Here is a 19,278-nt window from a genome sequence, read left to right as displayed (position 1 = left end):
CGAGCGGCAGGCCACGCCATGAGGAGGAGACTGCATGCAGAATGGCACGGTCCGGAGCACGGTCCGGACGGGCATCGCGGGCCTCTGCGCCGCGATCCTCGGCATCGCGGGCGCGCGCGGCCAGCCCGCCGCCCCCGCCGCGACGCAGGCCATCGCGCCGGCCGAGGTGCGACGCGTCCTGTCCTTCTCCCCCGCGGAGGCGGTGACGCGCGAGCAGGCGCTCTCGCCGGAAATCCAGAACAGGCTGGCGAGCATCCGCGCCCAGGTGGCGCAGCAGGGCGGCCGCTTCAGCGTCGGCTACACGCCGGCCCTCGAATTGCCGCTCGAGGTGCTGGCCGGCACCCGCATCCCGCGGTCGCAGCCCGGCATCGCCGCGACGGTCAACCAGCGGGCGGCAGCGCTCCGGCGCATCGACATCGACAGCGCGCGGCTCGGGCGGGTCGACCTCTCGAAGCTGCTGGCCGCCTGCTCACCGCAGGCCGCGGCCTTCGACTGGCGACGGAGCGGCAAGGTGACGCCGGTGAAGGCGCAGAGCTGCGGCACCTGCTGGGACTTCACCGCCATGGGCGCCTATGAGGGCAGCTACGCCATCCGCAACGGCGCGCAGATCAACACCTCCGAGCAGCAGATCCTGAACTGCGCTGGCGCCGGCACCTGCGCCGGCGGCTGGTGGATGCCGGTCTATGACTACATGCTGACGCATGGCGCAGCCCATGAGCAGAGCGCGCCCTTCACCGGCGATGACCACCAGTCCTGCCCAGGCAACATCGCCACCCCGTTCCGGGCGGCGAGCTGGGGCTTCGTCGCCAATGATGTCGGCACCATCCCGCCGGTGCAGGCGATCAAGCAGGCGCTCTGCGCGCATGGGCCGCTCGCCACCGCCCTGCAGGCGACGCCGGCCTTCTAGGCTTACGACAGCACCGATGCGGTGTTCGACGAGAGCAGCCAGCATTTCGATTGGATCAACCACGGCGTCGTCATCGTCGGCTGGGACGATGCGAAGCGCGCCTGGCTGATCAAGAACTCCTGGGGGCCGGCCTGGGGCGGGACCGGCGGCTTCGGCAGTGAGCGGGGCTATGCCTGGGTTGCCTGGAATTCCAACAATATCGGCATCGCCACGGCCTGGGTGGATGCGGTCAGCAACCGCTTCGTGCTGCGGCCCGAGTGGTTGCAGAAGATGAAGCAGCTCGACCTGAAGGTACAGCCGCCGCCGCGGCCCGAGGCGCTGAACCTGATCCTGCGGCCCAACGGTTAAAGCGTGATCGCCTGAGGTGGACTCACCGAAGGCGTGACTCACGCGACCAAACAGAGCGCTGGACCATGGTCCGCACCGGGGTGAGCAGCCCGCGCTCGGCTGGACACGGCCCTGGGTCCCGATGCGGTCGCACATCGGGGCCCATGGCCCAGCAGCCCCGGAGACCTGATCCCGGGAGGCCGCCGGCAAAGCTGATCGCGCCGTGACAGACCCGGCCCGTGCTGGGCGCTACACTGGCCCGCCTGCCGACCCGGAGCCTTTCCATGCCCGTCCTCAACCGCATCGCCGCCCTCGCACCCGAAATGACCGAATGGCGCCAGGATTTCCACGCCCATCCCGAGCTCGGCTTCGAGGAGCACCGGACCAGCGACATCGTCGCGCGGAAGCTGGAATCCTGGGGCATCGAGGAGCATCGCGGCCTCGCCACCACCGGGCTGGTCGGCGTGCTGCGCAACGGCGGCAGCGGGCGCAGCATCGGGCTGCGGGCCGATATGGACTGCCTGCCGATGACCGAGCAGAACGACGTGCCGCACCGCTCGACCGTGCCGGGGCGGATGCATGCCTGCGGCCATGACGGGCACACCGCGACCTTGCTCGGCGCCGCCCGCTACCTCGCCGAGACGCGGAATTTCGACGGCACGGTGCATTTCATCTTCCAGCCGGCCGAGGAGGGCGGCGGCGGCGGCAACGTCATGGTGCAGGAAGGGCTGTTCGAGCGCTTCCCCTGCGATGCCGTCTACGGCATCCACAACGACCCGACCCTGCCGCTCGGCGAGGCGAAGGTGGTGCCGGGCACGGTGCTCGCCGCCTCCGACCGCGTCTCGATCACCATCCGCGGCATCGGCGGCCATGCGGCGCGGCCGCATGCGACGATCGACCCGGTGCTGATCGGCGCGCAGGTGCTGGTGGCGCTGCAGGGGCTGGTGTCGCGGCGGACCGATCCGCTCGACAGCGCGGTGCTCAGCATCACCATGTTCCAGGCCGGCAGCGCCATGAACGTCATCCCCGACGCGGCCGAGCTGAAGGGCACCGTCCGCACCCTGCAGCCTGAGACGCGCGACATGATGGAGCGACGGATCGCCCAGATCGCCGAGGGCATCGCGGCGGCGCATGAGGCGACGGCGGAGGTGGTCTACACCCGGCTCTATCCGCCGACGGTGAACCACCCGGAGGAGACCGCCCGCGCCGCCCGGGCGGCGGCGAAGGTGCTGGGCGCGGCGAAGGTGATCGGCGAGGCGCCGCCGATCATGGGCGGCGAGGATTTCTCCTTCATGCTGCTCGCCCGCCCCGGCGCCTTCGTCATGATGGGCCAGCAGGAGGCGGCGCGCGGCGGCGTGCCGGTGCACCACCCACGCTACGACTTCAACGACGCGATGCTGCCGGTCGGCGCCAGCTACTTCGCCGCCCTGGTCGAGCAGGAGCTGCCGCGCGGCTGAGGCGCCTCGCGGGCGCGCTCCGGGCGCGCCCGCCGGGGGCATCGCCGCCCGGGATCACCCCTCCCGCCGCAGCAGCTCCAGCGCCGCGAGCAGCATCCGCTCGTAGCGCTCGCGCGCCGCCTTGGCGCTCTCCGGCGTCCATTCCCAGAAGCCCTCGCCGGTCTTGGCTCCGAGCTTCCCCGCCTCGACCAGCCGGGTGATGGTCGGGCCCGGCGTGCTGCGGTTGCAGAGCGAGGGATAGATCGTCGCCTGCGCCGCAAGCTGCGTCTCCAGCCCCGCCAGTTCCTTCTGCAGGATCGGCCCGGCGCCCATGATGCGCATGCCGAAGGTGAAGCGCACCGCCTTGTCCACATCCTCGGGCGAGGCGAGGCCCTCATCCAGCGCGTTGAAGGCCTCGCGCACCATGGCGTGCTGGATGCGGTTGGCGAGGAAGCCCGGCACGTCGCGCGCGACCCGGATCGGCACCCGGCCGAGATCGGCCATGATCGCCGCCAGCCGCTCGCAGGCGGTGTCCTCGGTGTGCTCGCCCTTCACCACCTCGACGCCGGGCACCAGATGCGCCGGCAGGAAGAAGTGCAGGTTGGCCATGCGGTCGCGCGTCGCGCAGCCCTCGGCGATGTCGGTGATGCGGAAGCCCGAGGCGTTGCTGGCCACCGGGATGCCCGCCGGCACCAGCCGGTCGAGCGCGGCGAAGACCTGGCGCTTGAGGTCCAGCCGCTCCGGCACCGCCTCGATCACCGCCTCGGCGTCGTTGAAGCCGACATCCTCGAGCGCCGCGACGAGATCGAGCGCATCCACCCGCGCCGGGGCGGCGCCGAGCTGGGAGAGGGAAAGGGCGACGCGATCGAGCCGCGCCGGCCAGTTGGCGCGGTCGGGCTCGACCGCCGTCACCCGCCATCCCCCGGCGAGGAAGATGGCGGCGATGTCGCAACCCATCAGGCCGAAGCCGATGATGGCGGCGTGCCGCTGCGGCGGCTCGGAATCCTCTGGCATGCTGGATCGTCCTCCTCGATCCGCAGGCTATAGAGCGTGATCGCCGGAAGCGGAAACCGCGGCGCCCACGGCCCGGCGGCAGGAGGCGGCGGCGATGGCCGGATGGCCGGTCATCGGGACCAGATGCCCGGCCGCACCGCCGCGGCGGTGATGGCGCCGTAGGCGGTGATGCCGAGTGCGACTGCCAGGAACTGCCCGGGCAGGCCGAGGCCGAGCACATCCGCCAGCAGCCAGCCGCCGCCGACCGCGAGGGTGATGCGCGAGACCGCCGCCACCACCGGCCAGCGCATCCGCCCCGCGCCCATGGAGGCGAAGTAGAGCGCCATGCCGACGCCGAAGCCGGGCAGCGCCCAGCCGATGATGGCGAGCGCCTGGGTGGCGATGGCGACCACCGCCGGATCGCCGCTGAAGGCGCGCGCCGTGGCGCCGGGGAAGAGCGCCACGGCGAAGCCGACGCTCGCCGTGACGGCCAGCGCCAGCAGCGCCCCGGACCAGGCGGTGCGCCGCGCCGTCGCCCAGTCGCCGCCGCCGACCGCCCGGCCGACCAGGGCGGTGAGCGCCGAGCCGACGCCGAAGGCGAGCGGCACCATGAGGAATTCCAGCCGCGCCGAGACGCCATAGGCGGCGACCGCGGCGGCGCCATGCGCGGCGATGCGGGCCGTCACCAGGATGGTGGTGAGGTTGGCGATGGTCGCCATGACGCAGGCGATCAGCCCGACCGAGAGGATGCGGCCGAACAGAGCGGATTGCAGCCGGAGGCGCAGCGTCGGGCGGAAGCCGGCGCCGCCGCGCAGCACCACCGCCGCCATGCCGATCGTCGCCGCCGTCATCATCACGGCGAAGGCGATGCCGGCGCCGGCGAGGCCGAGCCCGGCCGGCTCCATCAGCGCCCAGGCGAGTGGCGGGTAGAAGAGCCAGGCGAGCAGCAGCACGCGCGAAGCGAGGGCATGCCGGCCGCCGCCGCGCAGCACCGAGGCGAGGGTGTTGGCCAGCCAGGCCGGGATGGCGCCGAGGCCGAAGAGCCAGGCGCAATAGGCCGAGGCCGCCTCGGCCGCCTCGGGCCCGCCGATCAGGCCGAGGATCTCGCGCGGGAAGCCGGCCAGCAGCACCGCATAGGCGAGGCCGAAGCCGAGGGCGATGACCACGGCGTGCAGCACCAGCGCCGAGGCCTCCTCCCGCCGCTGCGCCCCGAGCGCCCGGGCGATGGCCGAGACCACGCCGCCACCCATGGCGCCGGCCGACATCTGCTGCAGCAGCAGGGCGAAGGGCAGCACCACCGCCCAGCCGGCGAGCGCCGCCGTGCCCTGCCGCGCCGCCAGCCAGGGCTCGAAGAGCTGGCAGAGCGACTGCACCGCGGCGACCAGGGTGGTGGGGGCGGCGAGCTGCAGCACCCGCCGCAGCAGCACGCCGAGCGGCGGCGGCGCCGTCATCGCAGTGGTCGGGGCGGCGGCCGGGGCGGTGTTGCTCGCCGGGGCCGCGATGGCGCCGTCAGCCATGCGCCGCCTCCCCGCCGAAGCGGGCACGCGTGGCGCGGCCGGCCCCCGGCCCGGGCAGCACGCGGATATCCTCCGGCCGCAGCACCCGGCCATCGGCGCCGAGCGGCGGGGGCGACTCGACCGGGCGGCCTGTCGCCGCCTCCTGCAGCACCACCAGCGGCCCCTCCGGCCCGGTCATCCAGCGATCCGCCCAGGCCTTCAGCGCCAGATAGGCGGGGAAGAAGTCGCGTCCCTTCTCGGTGAGACGGTATTCGTGCCGGGCGCCAGGGCCCTTCGCCTCGCCGAGCGGCACCCGCTCCAGCAGCCCGTGCTCGGTCAGGTCGCGCAGCCGGGCGGAGAGGATGTTGGGGGCGATGCCGAGATGCCGCTCGAAGGCATCGAAGCGCGTGGTGCCGTAGAAGGCCTCGCGCAGGACCAGCATGGCCCAACGCTCCCCGAGCACCGCCATGGAGCGGGCGACGGGGCAGCGCATCCCCAGGAAATCGGTGCGGCCCATGGACGGTTTCCCTGCTGGCTTGCGACATGCAAGCATCGGAGCTTGCGTGATGCAAGCCGCTTGCGGGCCGCAAGCCAAGGTGCCGGCCCTCCGCCCTGGGCGGCAACGGCCTCCCCGGGTCGGGCGCCGAGGGGGGCCGGGCTCAGCCGCGGCGGGCGAGGGCCGCCAGCCCGACCATCGCCGCATCCGGATGCATGATCACCCAGGCCGGGATCGGCGCCAGCCAATCGCGGAAGCGGCCCTTCGCCTCGAAGCGCTGGCGGAAGCGGGACGTGGCGATGAATTCCGGGAAGCGCGGGCTGATGCCGCCGCCGACATACACCCCGCCGCGGGCGCCATAGAGCAGCGCCAGGTCGCCGGCGACGCCGCCGAGCACGGCGCAGAACATCTCGAGCGCCTCGCGGCAGACCGGGCACTCGCCCGCCAGCGCCCGGGCGGTGATCGCCGCCGCCTCGAGTTCCGGGCGGCCGCCGCCATCGAGCGCGACCAGCGCCGCATGGATGTTCTCGATCCCCTGGCCGGAGAGCAGCCGCTCCGCCGAGACATGGCCGTGCCGGCCGCGCAGCCACTCCACCACCGCCGCCTCGCGCGGGTCGTGCGCGGCGAGGCTGGCATGCCCTCCCTCGGTCACCAGCACCCGGTCCGGCGGCAGGAAGGCGCCGACGCCGAGCCCGGTGCCGGGGCCGAGCACCGCCATGGGCGCCCCCGGCTCCGGCGGGCCGCCGCCGAGGGGGAAGAGATCCTCGCCCGTGAGGTCCGGCAGGGCGGCGGAGAGGGCGGCGAAATCGTTCACCACCCGCACCTGGGGGATGCCGAGCAGACCGGCGATCTCGGCCCCGTCCACCACCCAGCCGCGATTGGTCAGCCGCACCCGGTTGTCCTTCATCGGGCCGGCGACGGCGAAGACCGCCGCCTCCGGCTGCGGACGGGTGGCGAGATAGCCTGCCGCGGCCTCGGCGATGCTGCCGACCGTGTCCAGCGCCAGCCGGAAGGGCGGGCTGTAGGTCCGGCCGTCGAACAGCGCGAAACGGGCATTGGTGCCGCCGATATCGGCGATGAGCGTGTGCATGCGCCCCGTTCTACCGCGCCCGGGGGCGTGAATCGACGATCCCGCGCCCGGTGGCACGGTCCGGCGGCAAGGCCCGGTGGCGCGAGGCGCCGGGCGCCGGTAGCGTCTCCCTCCAGGGAAGGAACGCCGCCATGCAGATCGACCGGGTCTCGCTCACCCTCTTCGCCTGGGACGGCATCCCGCCGACCCGCTACCACGCCGCCTCGCGGATGGAGAGCGGCGCCTCCGCCCTCGGCCTGCTCAGCATCGGCACCGATGCCGGGCTGACCGGCCACGCCTTCCTCGGCTCGGCGACGCATACGGCGGCGAATGACGGGCCGGGGCTGATCCGCTTCCTCAAGCCCCTGCTCATGGGCCGCGACCCGCTGGAGCGCGAGGCGATCAACGCCAGGCTCTGGCCCTTCTCGCGCCTGGTCTCGGTGCGCTCGATCGGCGCGGTCGATGTCGCGCTCTGGGACCTGGCGGGCAAGGCGGCGGGGATGCCGATCCATCGCCTGCTGGGCACCTGCCGGCATGGCATCCCGGCCTATGCCAGCTCGCAGGTGCTGGACGGCGCCGGGGCCTATGCCGAGGAGGCGGTCGCCTTCCGCGATGCCGGCTGGGCCGCCTACAAGATCCACCCGCCGCAGCATCCCGCCACCGACATCAAGGTCTGCGAGGCGGTGCGCCGCGCGGTCGGCGACGACTTCCCGCTGATGCTCGATTCCACCTGGTCCTACGACTTCCCCGCCGCCATCCGGGTCGGCCGCGCCATCGAGCGGCTGGGCTTCCTCTGGTACGAGGACCCGCTGCACGACCAGGACATCACCAACTACGTCAAGCTGCGCCAGAAGCTCGACATCCCGATCATGGCGACGGAATACCCGGCCGCCGGGCTGGAGAGCTACGCGCCCTGGATCATGCTGCAGGCAACGGACTATCTCCGCGGCGATGTCGCGGTGAAGGGCGGCATCACCACCCTGCTGAAGACCGCGCATCTCGCCGAGGCCTTCCGCATGACCTACGAGATCCACCACGGCGGCAACAGCCTGAACAATGTGGCGAACCTGCATGTCGCCTGCGCCATCCGCAACACCACCTATTTCGAGGTGCTGCTGCCGGACGGTGCGCACAAATACGGGCTGGCGAAGGAGATCGAGCTGGGGCGCGACGGGTTGGTGCGGGCGCCGGAGGGCCCCGGCCTCGGCGCCGAGATCGACTTCGACCTGATCGCGCGGAAGACGGTGGCGGTGCTGGACTAGATTCTGTGGACACGATCCAGACCGGTCCACCGCCGACCCGGACGCGGGTGGCCACGAACCGGGCCAGGAGCGGGCCCTTGATGCCCTGCCGCCAGCACAGTGGCGCGTCGTCCCAGGCCGCGCTGGCGATGACGTGCTGCAACTGATCGTGCCCGCCCAGCCCCAGGCCGGCCGCCATCGGTTGCCCGCAGCCGCCCATTGATCTGTTCCGGCGTCAAACGCTTCCCTGCCATCCTGACCTCCTCCAGGAGGCCAACTCTCCCATCCTTCCCGGATCCAGTTCAGGGGCGCAGGTCAATCAGCGGCACGGTCGGCCGTCGCCGCACGCGGCACGACGCCCATGCATCGCCGCCGCGCCGCTGTCAGGTCCAGCGGATGGGGGTTGAGAAATTGCAGGTCGCCCTGGCGATGCTGGCAATGGATTCCACCACGTTGTTGGATTCGTCGGGGCGAAACATCATTGCGTAGGTGACGGCGGGCAGCGGCGGGTCCGTCGAGATCACCCATAGCTTGCCCTGCTCAACGAGGCCGTCGAAGCATGCCTGGGGCAGGTAGCTGACCCCCGTTGCCGCCAGCGTCAGACCGATCAGCGCAACCAAGCTATTGCTGGTGAGCATCCGTGGCAGCTTGATGTTCTTCTCCTCCAGCCAGTGACCGAAGACCAGTCCCGAGCCCGAACGCTCGCCTTGCGTCAGGATGTTGAAGCGGGCCAGCTCTTCCAAGCGCATGACGCGCCGCTCGTGGAAGAGCTCGGGACTGCACATCCAGGAATTCTGCACGTTGGCCAGGGGCACGCGGCGGGCTCCCGCCGCGCGGAACGCAGTCGGCACGATGATGAAGTCGAGCGTTCCCTTCTTCAGGGATTCGAACAGGTCGGCGCTCAGATTCACCTCTGGCTCCAGCACGACGTTCGGATAGGAGGCACGCAGTTCGCCAACGAAGGCGGGCAGCCAGGTCATGGCCGTCAGCTCCGTCACGCCGAAGCGCAGATGCCGCATCGCAACAGCATGGCTTGTCCCCACGGCGAGGATGCGGTCGCGCACCGACAGCAATTCCTCCGCAAGCGCCATGATGACCTCGCCCTTCGTCGTCAGGCGGGAGCTGCGCTGGGCCCGGTCAAACACCGGCGTCCGCAACTCTGCCTCCAGCTCCTGGATCCGCTTCGAGATCGCTGACTGGGTGGTGTGAAGCCGCTCGGCGGCCCTCTCGAAGCTGCCGAGAGCCACGATCCAACGCAGGGCTTCCAGCTGCTTGATGGTGGGCATGACGGGCCAGCATCTCCTTCGCCCATACATTCCTTAATAGCATGTATTAATATTGCATCAAATCGTTTTTTTCCATCCGCCAGTGATGGCATGTCTCCGGTCATCGGAGGTGCCAATGCCAGCCATCACAGTCTTCCAGCCGATCCTGCCGCCCACGCTGACGCCGGTGGACGAGGCCGCGCTCCGCGCGCTCGCCACGCCGCTGCTCAGCGACAACATGGATCGTCTCATCGGCGCGACCGGCCTCAACAGGTACGATCGCCAGGGAATGCTGGTGGGGACGGCCCTGACCGTCCGTTCGCGCCCGGGCGACAATCTCGGCATGTACCAGGCGCCGGCGCAGATGCGACCGGGCCATGTGCTGGTCGTCGACGCGGGCGGCGACCTCAACAACGCCCTCTGCGGCGACCTGATGTGCGCCTACGCCGTGTCGCGTGGCTGCGCCGGCTTCGTCATCGATGGCGCCATCCGCGACGTTGCCAGCTTCGCCAGCGGCGACTTCCCCTGCTACGCGCGCGGCGTCGTCCATCGCGGCCCGTACAAGTCGGGCCCGGCACATCTGAACGGCCCGGTCATCATTGGCGGCCAAGCGGTGAACCCGGGCGACATCGTCGTGGGCGACGAGGATGGGCTCGTCTTCATCGCACCCGACCGCCTCGCCGACACGATCGCCGCCGCTCAGGCAAAGCTGCGCGCGGAACAGATCATCATGGCCGAGATCGAAGAAGGCACCGAACACCAGAGCTGGCTGCACGGCCTGCTCGGTCAGATGGGCATCCGAGCCTGAACGCCAAGCCCACGAAAAAGAGCGGACATCATGACTGAGATCACCATTGCTCGCCGCCCGGCGGCCATCAAGCCCTCGCCCAGCATGGCAGCGCGTGCCCTGGTGCTGAGCCTCCGCGCCGAGGGCCGCAGCATCATCGACGTCTCGGCGCTGACGCTGGCCGAGATGGGTATCTGCATCCTCGGCGTCAGTGACCACACCGCCTGCTACTATGATCCGCGCGGGCTGGATCTCATGGAGATCGAACGCCACGTGGCGGCGCACGGAGTACTCGCCGGCTTCTCCAGCGAGTTGGTCTTCGATCCGGCGGCGTTGCTGGTGCAGCCCTGTGACATCCTGGTGCCGGCCGCGGTCGAGCGGGTGATCGATGCAGACGTCGCGCGTCGGCTGCGCTGCCGCATCCTGGCAGAGGGCGCGAATGGCCCCACCACGCCGGAGGCGGACCGCGTGCTGGAGGAGCGCGACGAGATCTTCGTGCTGCCGGACATCCTGTGCAACTCGGGGGGCGTGATCGTCAGCTACTTCGAGTGGGTGCATGACATCCAGAGGCTATTCTGGGAGGAAGATGAGGTGAAGAGCCGCGCCAACCAGATCCTTGATCGCGCCTTCAATCAGGTCCAGCAACGCGTCCAACGGGAACGCATCTCCCAGCGCATGGCGGCGATGGCGATCGGCGTCGAGAAGGTTCTGGATGGCAAGAGGCGGCGTGGACTGTTTCCATGAAGTGGTGGTGGGCTTCGCCCGCCATAACAGAATGGATTCCGCGACGGATGTCGCAGACAGGGACGCTGCCTTCTGAACCGCGCTGGGTGTGCCGGAGGCTCCAACCGTTGAAGGGGTGGAGCAATGACGGCGAAGAAGGCGGTGCGGCTGGCGCCGGAGAGCAGGACTCGCACTCGGCGGCAATCGCTTCAGGGGACAAGCCGTCATGACGCGCCAGGGCGCGGAGCGCCCTCGCCCTCCCGCAGGGCGGCGAGGCGCAGCGCTGCCGTCAGCTGCCGCAATTGCCGCCGCCGCAGCCAGAGCAGCAGCCCACTGATCCAGAGCGCCGGCAAGGCGAGGCCAGCCAGCAGAGCCAGGAGCCTCCCGCCGAGGCCGAACAATGCGCCGCTGTGCAGCCAGATCAGGTCCTTGTGCATGCGCGCGCCGAGCGGCCCGTGCCCCTCGCCGAGCAGCCCGAGCACTGCGCCGCTGGCGGGATCGATCCAGGCCAGGCTGCGCGACCGCAGGCGCGGGTCGCTTCCCATGGGTCGCAGTCCAACCTGCCAGCTGTTGCGCCCGGGATGCGGTGGCGACAGGTAGCCCGCCTCGGAGCCCGGCAGCGCGGCCTCTGCCCTGGCCTGCGCGGCGGAGGCATCGATCGCCGGTGGCCAGGCGAAGCGGTCGGGGGCGACCGGCGGCGCGTCGCGCACCGGCGTGACGAGGCCGATCACCGGCCCGATCACCCCCGGCAGGCCGAGCCATGCGCCGGTTGCGGCGCTGAGCACCAGCAGCGCCCCCAGCCAGGCCCCAACCAACTTGTGCAGGTCAAGCAGCAGGAGCTGGCTCGGCCGCCGGCGCAGCCGCAGCATGGCCGCGCCCAGGCCCTCCCGCGGCCACCACAGCCAGAGCCCGCTGCCGATCGAGAACAGCGCAAGGAGGCCAAGGCTGCCGACCAGCAGCCGGCCCCAGAGCGGCTTCAGCAGCAGGTTGGCGTGCAGTCGGAAGATCTGCTGCGGCAGCGAGGCCTCGAAGTCCCGGCTGCCCAGCACCCGACCGCTGGCGGGATCGACATGCACGGTCCAGAGCCGCGGCCCGTCCGGCCCGCGCCGGGTCTGGTTCACCACGATCACCGGCCAGACCGGGTCGGGGAGGCGGATGATGGAGACGCGGCCGCTGCGATCCTCGGCAAGCGCGGCTGCCAGCGCCTCGGCGGCGCCGGCCCTCGCAGGGCCAGGCCCAGGGATGAAGAGCGCTGGGTTGGCCCAGGCATCGATCTCCCGCTGGAAGACGGAGAGGCTGCCCGTCAGGCCGATCAGGGCCAGCAGCGTCCCGAGGATCAGTCCCAGCCATTTGTGGATAGCGATCCAGGCGCGGCGGGCCCGCATGCTCAGAACCGGAAGGCAAGCGAGGCGATGATGGTGCGCGGCGCGCCCGCATAATTCTCGGTGCGGCTCACCGGCATCTCGATGTAGCGGACATCGGTCAGGTTGCGGGCGGTGAGGGCGAGGCGTGCCTGCGGGATCACGGGATAGCTGACAGTGGCGTCGATGCGGGTATAGCCGCTGACCTTGAAGCTGTCGTTGAGGTCGCCGGCGCGCGGCCCGGCCATGAAGGCGCCGGCGCCGAGCAGCAACCCCTGCAGCGGGCCGTCCTGCAGCTCGTAGGTGGACCAGACGCTGCCGCTCCAGAGCGGTACGCCGGTCAGCCGCCGGCCGGGAATGAAGGTGGTGTCGGCGGTGATCTCGGCATCGGTGTAGGCGCCGGAGCCGATGACGCGCCAGCCGGCCATGATCTCGCCGGCGATGTCGAGCTCGAATCCACGCGAGCGCTGCTTACCGGTCTGCACCGAGTAATTGCTATCCTGCGGATCGGTCGCCAGCACGTTCTCGCGGATGATGTGGAAGGCGGCGAAGGTGGCGGTAAGGCGGTCCGGCACGATGTCGTAGCGAATACCCGCCTCGTACTGCTCGCCCTTCTCGGGATCGAAGGCCCGGCCGATCCGGTCGGCGCCCACCTGCGGCAGGAAGGAACGGCTCCAGCTGGCATAGAGGGCGAGCCGCGAGGTCGGCTCGCAGACCGCGCCGAAGCGCGGCGTCCAGGCTGAGCCGTTGGTGGCATTGAGCTGTGTCGCGCTCGGCGTGATGATGTTGTAGCTGTTGTCCCGCTGGTCGTAGCTGTCGAAGCGCAGCCCGGCGAGCAGCTTCACCTGCGTGCCGATGGCCACTTGGTCCTGCAGGAAAGCCGATTTCAGGTCGAGCGTGTTGTTGCGCACCGTGCGTAGCGAGAAGCGGCCGGGTTGGGCACCGTAGATCGGCATGTAGATGTTGATGGGCGCGAGCGTCGCCTGCGAGAGCTCGAGGCTGCGCTTGGCGTGCACATACTCGCCGCCGAGCGTCACCGCATGGGCGAGCGGGCCGGTCGCGAAGCGCGCCGTGGCGTCGAGCTGCAGGTCGATGCTCTGCGATTCGTCCGTCTGGTCGGTGGCGCGGCGCGACAGGGTTGGGCCGGCGAGGCTCACCGGGTCGGCGCTCAGGCGGCGCGCCGTCGCCCAGTCGAAATGCGTCACCTGTCGGAGCGTCAGCCAGTCGGTCGCCTGATGGTCGATACGCAGCGCCACGTCCTGCCGGGTGGCGCTGGCGCGCGACCAATTCTCGCCGAAATACCGCTCGCGTGGCAAGGTGACGGCATGGCCGACCGCCGGCAAGCCGCGGTCGAAGGGGAGGCGTTGGTCGAGATAGGTGGCATCCAGCGTCACCCGCGTGCGATCATTCGGCTGCCATTGCAGCGAGGGGGCAAGGAATTCCCGCTCGGCGATCGACATGTGGTCGCGGTAGCCGTTCTCCTGCTGCGCCGCGCCGATCAACCGCGCAGTGACGCTCTTGTCGGCGCTGATCGGGCCGGTCAGGTCGAACTCGCCGCGGTTGAAGCCATAGCTGCCGGTCATGATGTTGAGCCCGGCGGAGGGCCTGACATCCGGGCGGCGGGTGACGATGTTGATGACGCCGCCTGGGTCGCCGCGGCCATAGAGAACCGAGGCCGGACCCTTCAGCACCTCTACCCGCTCGACATTGGCCAGGTCGCGGGTGGTCTCGGCGAATTCCAGCGCCGGGTTCAGCATCACGCCGTCGACCGACTGCGTCTGGGTGCGAAAGCCGCGCAGGATATAGCTCTGCGAGCGGTTGCCGGCGCTGCCGGCCGGCCTCACGCCGCTGACGTTGCGCAGCGCGTCGTCGAGGCTGACGGCCTGCTGGTCCTCAAGCACCTGGCGCGGCACGACAGCGATGGATTGCGGTATGTCGCGCAGCGGGGTGTCGGTGCGCGTGCCGGTGGCGGAGCGGGTAGCGCGGTAGCCCTGCACCGGGCCGTCGGCGCGCTCCGCCTGGTCCTGCACCTCAAGCGTCGGGAGCTCGATGGAGGAGCTGGCTTCCTCGGCGACTGCTGCGAAGGGCATCAGCGCGAAGACAAGCGCCGCGCGCGGCGGGCGATCGAAAAAGGCGAGACGCATCGGTATCCTGCGACTTCGACCTACCTATCCGCCACATGAATCCGCAGGAATTCAGTCGCTACTGGGACCCCGAAGAACGCAGCTTGGCGCCCCTTGTGCGCGACGTGATCAGGTCCGACACAATGGTGAATTGGCGACAGGGAATGGGGTCCTTGGCTCGACAGTGCTCGCTCATGTCGCGTCCTGCCGGAAGCGTGCTTCCTCAGTCGTCGCCATAGCTTTCCCGCGCTGCCGCCTCGCTGACGAAGCCGAGCAGGACGTCGCGCCGGAGCTTGTCGCGGTCGCGGCGGCGCGGCTCGCCATAGCCCCCACCGCCCGGCATCTCCACGACCAGCCGCTCGCCGGGCGGCACTTGCTGGAAGCCCTTCGGCTTGAGCTCCGCGCCCGAGCCGAGTGACAGCCGCCCCCGCTCGCCGGCCAACCCGCCCTCCCGGCCGCGCGCCGGGAACCTGACCCGCTCGAAAGTAGCGTGAATGCCGAAGCCGCCGCCGTGGCGGTGCGCCACCTCCATCACCTGCCCGAGGCCGCCGCGATGCTCGCCGGCCCCGCCGCTGTTCGTGCGGTACTCCTTCTTCCAGATCACCAGCGGGGTGATGCTCTCGGTGATCTCGACCGGCACGTTGCGAACGCCGGACGGGAAGGGCGTCGCGCTGAGACCGTCCTTGCTGGGACGCGCCCCGGCGCCGCCACTATGGAAGGTGGTAACCTGGAAGGGTGGGTTGCGGCTGCCGCCGGCGGCGGTGATGCCCTGCCCGGCCGCCAGCTTCAGGTTCCACAGGTTGCTCGTGCCCTCGGCCGGCACACGGCCGGGCAGGCATTGGTGCAAGGCGCCGTAGACCACGTCGGGCAGCATGTGGCCGATGGTGCTGCGCGCATTCACCGCTGCCGGCCAGGGCGCATTGACGATGCTGCCCTCCGGCGCCGTCACCCGCACGGCATCGAGTGTGCCGGCATTGTTCGGGATCGTTGGCGCGACCAGGCATTTCACCCCGAAGGCGGTGTAGGCCTCGGTGTAGCACATGGGGCAGTTGATGCCGGCGCTGACGACCGGCGAGGTTCCGGCGTAGTCGACCGCGACATGGTCGCCGGCGATGGTGACCTTCGCCTTCAGGTCGATCGGCGCGTCGTAGCCGTCGATGCGCATCTCGCTGTGCCAACTGCCCTGCGGCAGGGCGGCGATGGCCGCTGCCATGCCGGCGCGGCTGCGGTCGATGATATGCCCGCCCAGCGCGTCGAGCTCGGCGATGCCGTATTCCCGCATCATGGCCGAGAGCCGCCGTTCGCCCGTGGCGTTGCAGGCGACGAGGGCATGGATGTCGCCCTCCACCTGCACCGGCTCGCGCACATTGGCGCGGACGATCTTCATCAGGCTCTCGTCCATGGTGCCCGCGCGCGCCAGGGGCAGCAGCGGCAGGAAGAGTCCCTCGTGGAAGACCTGTCGGCTGTCTGGAGATTGCCCCCAGCCGCCGATATCCACGACATGGGTGGTGGAGGAAAACAGCGCCACCAGCCGGCCCTCGTGGAAGGCCGGCGAGGTGACGACGATGTCGTAGAGGTGCCCCGTTCCCTTCCAGGGGTCGTTGGTGACGTAGTGGTCGCCCGGCCGCATCGTCTCGACCGGGAATTCCCGGATGAAGTGGACGACGCTGCGCGCCATGGAATTGACGTGCCCCGGCGTGCCGGTCACCGCCTGGGCCAGCATCCGGCCCTCGAGGTCGAAGACGCCGGCGGAGATGTCGCCGGCCTCGCGCGCCGCCGTCGAGAAGGCGGTGCGCACCAGCGTGCGCGCCTGCTCCTCGACCACCGAAAGCAGGCGGTTCCACATCACCTGCAGGCGGATATCGGCCAGCGTCTGGCTCATGCCATGTCCTCCAGGATGATCTGGCCGAGAGCGTTCACCCGGGCGGCGAAGCCGCGCGGCACCACGGTGGTGGTCTCGTCCTCGACGACCAGCGCCGGGCCGGGGAAGCCCATGCCCGGCCGCAGCATGGTACGGGCATAGAGCGCCGCTTCTTCGGTCACGCCGCTTGCGGGATCGAAGACGTTGCGATCGCCAACTGGTGCCGCTGCCGAAACCGGACTTGGCGCTGCGACCGCCTTCGGCAGCGGCCGGTCAGTGGCGAGCGCGAGCGTCCAGGTCAGGGCCTCGACCTCGAGCCGCGGGATGGTGCGGCCGAAGAGTCCGGCATAAGCCGTGTCGAACAGCTCGTGCAGCTCCGCGGCGTCTCCGGCGGCGAAGGCGCGGTTCGGCAAGGGCACCGCGATCTCATGGCCCTGGCCGCGATAGCGCATGAAGGCAGTGCGCGTCTCGATCATCGTTTCGTCCGGCGCGCCCAGGCGGACCACGGCCAGGGCCTCGGCGCGCATGGCGGCGAAGAGGTCGTTCAGCAGCGCATGGTCCAGCGCCTCCAGCCGCATGTGCCGGGTGCGCACCACCTCATAGGCGATCGGCGCCCGCAGGAAGCCATGGGCACTGCCGACACCGGCGCCGACCGGCACCACCACCCGTCGCATGCCGAGCTTGCGCGCCAGCCGCGCCGCGTGCAGCGGCGCCGCGCCGCCGAATGCGATCAGCGTGCGCTCCGCGGTGTCCTTGCCATTCTCCACCGCATGGACCCGCGCGGCGCTCGCCATGGTTTCGTCAACGATCTCGGCGACGCCCGCCGCGGCGATCTGCGGATCGGGATTGATGCGCACGAGCGCCGCCGCGGCCCGGTCCGGGTAGAGCGGGATGCTGCCGCCGGCGAAGCGCGCCGGATCCAGCCGGCCGAGCGCGGTGTCGGCATCGGTCACCGTCGGCGCCTCGCCGCCGCGCCCGTAGCAGGCCGGCCCCGGCACGCTGCCAGCGGAATCCGGCCCGACCTGGATGCGGCCGAGCGCATCCAGCCGGGCGATCGAGCCGCCGCCGGCGCCGATCTCCACGAGCTCGATCACCGGGATGCGCACCGGCAGGCCGCTGCCCTGGATGAAGCGATAGGCGCGCGCCACCTCGAACTGCCGGCTGCGCTGCAGGACCAGGTCGTCCAGCAGTGTCAGCTTCGCCGTCGTGCCGCCCATGTCGAAAGCGACGGCGCGGGCGATGCCGTTCTCCGCCGCCACGCCGAGCGCCAGGATGGCGCCGCCCGCCGGGCCGCTCTCCACCAGCCGCACCGGGAAGCGCCGCGCGGTCTCGACGGTGGTGATGCCGCCCGAGGACATCATCAGCAGCAGCGGCGCGGCGAGGCCCGCCTCGCGCAATCCGGCGTCCAGCCGGCCGAGATACCGGCTCATCACCGGCAACACATAGGCATTGGCGATGGTGGTGCTGGCCCGCTCGTACTCGCGGATCTCGGGCGCCACCTCGCAGGAGAGGCTGATGGCGACGCCAGGCAGCTCCTCGGCGAGGATCGCGCCGGCGCGGCGCTCATGTGTCTCGTTGGTGAAGCTGTGCAGGAAGCAGACGGCAACCGCCTCGATCCCCTCAGCCCGCAGCCGCGCCGTCTGGGTGCGCAGCGCGGCCTCGTCCAGCGGCAGCAGCACCTCGCCATCGGCCGCGACCCGCTCCGGCACGCCGAGGCGCCAATGGCGCGGCACCAGCGGCTCTGGCCGCTCCATCTCCAGATCGTACTGCTCGAAGCGGTGCTCCCAGGCGATCTCGACGGAATCGCGGAAGCCCTCGGTGGTGATCAAAGCCGTCCGGGCGCCCTTGCGCTCGATCAGGGCGTTGGTCGCCAGCGTGGTGCCGTGTACCACCAGGCCGACCGCCTCGGGCGGACAGCCGGCCTGGGCGAGGATGGCCCGCATGCCCTCCAGCACGGCCCTGTCCGGTGCCTCGGGCGTGGTCAGCAGTTTGGCGGAGAGAGTGCGGTCCGGCAGGTCCAGCACCAGGTCGGTGAAGGTGCCGCCGATATCGACGGCGAGGCGCGCCTTGCTCAATCGCTGTCCATCCGGATGTTGCCGGCCCGCACGACGCGGGCCCAGGTTTCGGAATCCTGCCTGAGGAAGGCGAGATAGTCGGCGCGCGGCAGAGGCGCCGGATGCAGCCCGGCCTCCTCGAAGCGCTGCGCCGTGGCGGGCTCGGCCAGCACCTTGCGCACCGCGGCCGCAAGTCGCTCGATCACCGGCTCCGGCGTGCCCGGTGGGGCGGCAAGCCCATACCAGTTCTCTGCCGCATAGCCGGGCACGGCCTCCGCCGCAGCCGGTGTATCGGGGAGCAGCGGCCAGCGTCCGGGCGAGGTCACGGCAAGAGCAAGCGCCTGGCCCGAGCGGATCAGGCCGAGCGTCGCCGGGTCGCCGAAATAGGCATCCACCACGCCCGCCGCGAGGTCGTTGAGCGCCGGGCCGGTCCCGCGATAGGGGATATGGACCATCGACAGCCCCGACATCTGCCGAAACAGCTCGCCGGCGAGGTGCTGGCTGGTGCCGATGCCGCCCGAGGCCCAGCGCAGCTCGTGCCCTCGCGCCCAAGCCATGAAGCCCGGCAGGTCGGGGGCCGGGAAGCCGGTGCGGAGCGCGATGATGAAGGGCATACGCACGAGGCGCGTCACATGCGCGAGCCCGAAGGGATCATAGGGCAGGCGCCGCAGATGCGGCCCGGCGGTGATGGTGCCAGCGCCGGTGAGCGAGAGGGTGAGGCCATCGGCCGGGCTGTTCGCCATGGCCTCGACCCCGATCACCCCACCCGCGCCGCCACGGTTCTCGACCACCACGCCCTGGCCGAGCTCACGCGCCAGCGGATCGGCCAGCAACCGTGCGGTGAGGTCCACCCCGCCGCCTGGTGGAAAGGGCACGATCAGCCGGATGGGACGGCTGGGCGTGGCCGGTTGCGCCTGGCCGAGAGCAGGCGCGAGCAGTATCCCGGCGGATAGCGAACGTCGTGTCAGGCGCATGGGCGAAGGCTAGCCCGGGCCCGCCCTGGGTGGAAATCCACCGAAACGTCGCTACTGCGGCCGGCGGCGCCGTGCAGGTTTGCGTATAGGATAAGGCTTATCCAAATCGGCTGTTGCCTGCAGCAGTGCGCCTGACCCTTCAGGATCTACCTGTCGAGCGTCAGC

Annotated in this window: 14 protein-coding genes and 1 pseudogene; 5 read left to right on the top strand and 10 right to left on the bottom strand. The window is 70.8% G+C overall.

What is annotated here, in order from left to right; genetic code table 11:
* The first annotated feature begins 34 nt into the window (after positions 1–34).
* Positions 35–1,255, top strand: a pseudogene (locus tag DOO78_RS08375) (C1 family peptidase).
* Between the two features lie 263 nt (positions 1,256–1,518).
* Positions 1,519–2,691 (top strand): M20 aminoacylase family protein, encoded by a 1,173-nt coding sequence (locus DOO78_RS08365; RefSeq protein WP_111469284.1) that lies wholly within the window; start codon positions 1,519–1,521, stop codon positions 2,689–2,691.
* A gap of 54 nt (positions 2,692–2,745) precedes the next feature.
* On the opposite strand, the gene DOO78_RS08360 is transcribed toward DOO78_RS08365, so the two are convergent.
* From DOO78_RS08360 to glk, 4 genes are all read right to left on the bottom strand, one after another.
* Positions 2,746–3,684, bottom strand: coding sequence for a 3-hydroxyacyl-CoA dehydrogenase family protein (locus DOO78_RS08360; protein ID WP_111469283.1), 939 nt, complete (start codon positions 3,682–3,684; stop codon positions 2,746–2,748).
* A gap of 110 nt (positions 3,685–3,794) precedes the next feature.
* On the bottom strand, positions 3,795–5,180 hold the full coding sequence (locus DOO78_RS08355; protein WP_243634457.1) for an MATE family efflux transporter: 1,386 nt from the start codon (positions 5,178–5,180) through the stop codon (positions 3,795–3,797).
* A complete protein-coding gene (locus tag DOO78_RS08350; RefSeq protein WP_111469282.1) occupies positions 5,173–5,676 on the bottom strand; it encodes a winged helix-turn-helix transcriptional regulator in 504 nt (167 codons plus the stop codon). Before DOO78_RS08350 ends, DOO78_RS08355 begins: the two co-directional genes overlap by 8 nt.
* Before the next feature lie 142 nt (positions 5,677–5,818).
* A complete protein-coding gene (glk, locus tag DOO78_RS08345) occupies positions 5,819–6,745 on the bottom strand; it encodes a glucokinase (protein ID WP_111469281.1) in 927 nt (308 codons plus the stop codon).
* 131 nt (positions 6,746–6,876) lie between these two features.
* Here glk and DOO78_RS08340 point away from each other — a divergent pair, with 131 nt between their 5' ends.
* Positions 6,877–7,986 carry an enolase C-terminal domain-like protein gene (locus tag DOO78_RS08340; RefSeq protein WP_111469280.1) on the top strand — a complete coding sequence of 370 codons (1,110 nt, stop codon included), beginning with the start codon at positions 6,877–6,879 and terminating at the stop codon, positions 7,984–7,986.
* Between the two features lie 362 nt (positions 7,987–8,348).
* Here DOO78_RS08340 and DOO78_RS08335 read toward each other — a convergent pair whose 3' ends face one another.
* The gene (locus tag DOO78_RS08335) at positions 8,349–9,251 is read right to left on the bottom strand and encodes a LysR family transcriptional regulator (RefSeq protein ID WP_111469279.1); all 903 of its coding nucleotides are present in this window, start codon (positions 9,249–9,251) and stop codon (positions 8,349–8,351) included.
* 115 nt (positions 9,252–9,366) lie between these two features.
* Between DOO78_RS08335 and DOO78_RS08330 the strand changes: the two genes are divergently transcribed.
* Together DOO78_RS08330 and DOO78_RS08325 are read left to right on the top strand one after the other, a co-directional pair.
* Positions 9,367–10,038 (top strand): RraA family protein, encoded by a 672-nt coding sequence (locus DOO78_RS08330; RefSeq protein WP_111469278.1) that lies wholly within the window; start codon positions 9,367–9,369, stop codon positions 10,036–10,038.
* 30 nt (positions 10,039–10,068) lie between these two features.
* Positions 10,069–10,761: a Glu/Leu/Phe/Val family dehydrogenase gene (locus DOO78_RS08325; protein WP_207802833.1), complete on the top strand. Its 693-nt coding sequence runs from the start codon at positions 10,069–10,071 to the stop codon at positions 10,759–10,761.
* Between the two features lie 203 nt (positions 10,762–10,964).
* On the opposite strand, the gene DOO78_RS08320 is transcribed toward DOO78_RS08325, so the two are convergent.
* From DOO78_RS08320 to DOO78_RS08300, 5 genes are all read right to left on the bottom strand, one after another.
* The gene (locus tag DOO78_RS08320; protein WP_111469277.1) at positions 10,965–12,125 is read right to left on the bottom strand and encodes a PepSY-associated TM helix domain-containing protein; all 1,161 of its coding nucleotides are present in this window, start codon (positions 12,123–12,125) and stop codon (positions 10,965–10,967) included.
* A gap of 2 nt (positions 12,126–12,127) precedes the next feature.
* A complete protein-coding gene (locus DOO78_RS08315; protein WP_111469276.1) occupies positions 12,128–14,245 on the bottom strand; it encodes a TonB-dependent siderophore receptor in 2,118 nt (705 codons plus the stop codon).
* A gap of 202 nt (positions 14,246–14,447) precedes the next feature.
* Positions 14,448–16,106 carry a hydantoinase B/oxoprolinase family protein gene (locus DOO78_RS08310; protein ID WP_111469275.1) on the bottom strand — a complete coding sequence of 553 codons (1,659 nt, stop codon included), beginning with the start codon at positions 16,104–16,106 and terminating at the stop codon, positions 14,448–14,450.
* Entirely contained in the window at positions 16,103–18,160 is a 2,058-nt protein-coding gene (locus DOO78_RS08305; RefSeq protein ID WP_111469274.1) for a hydantoinase/oxoprolinase family protein, read from the bottom strand. Before DOO78_RS08305 ends, DOO78_RS08310 begins: the two co-directional genes overlap by 4 nt.
* Positions 18,157–19,014, bottom strand: a complete 858-nt coding sequence (locus DOO78_RS08300; protein WP_165838790.1) for a Bug family tripartite tricarboxylate transporter substrate binding protein — start codon at positions 19,012–19,014, stop codon at positions 18,157–18,159. Before DOO78_RS08300 ends, DOO78_RS08305 begins: the two co-directional genes overlap by 4 nt.
* Positions 19,015–19,278: the final 264 nt, after the last annotated feature.

This window comes from Roseicella frigidaeris (genome assembly GCF_003258945.1).
Taxonomy (GTDB): Bacteria; Pseudomonadota; Alphaproteobacteria; order Acetobacterales; family Acetobacteraceae; genus Paracraurococcus; species Paracraurococcus frigidaeris.
Note: the sequence above shows the minus strand (reverse complement) of the source record. Positions and strands in the feature narration are given on the sequence as shown.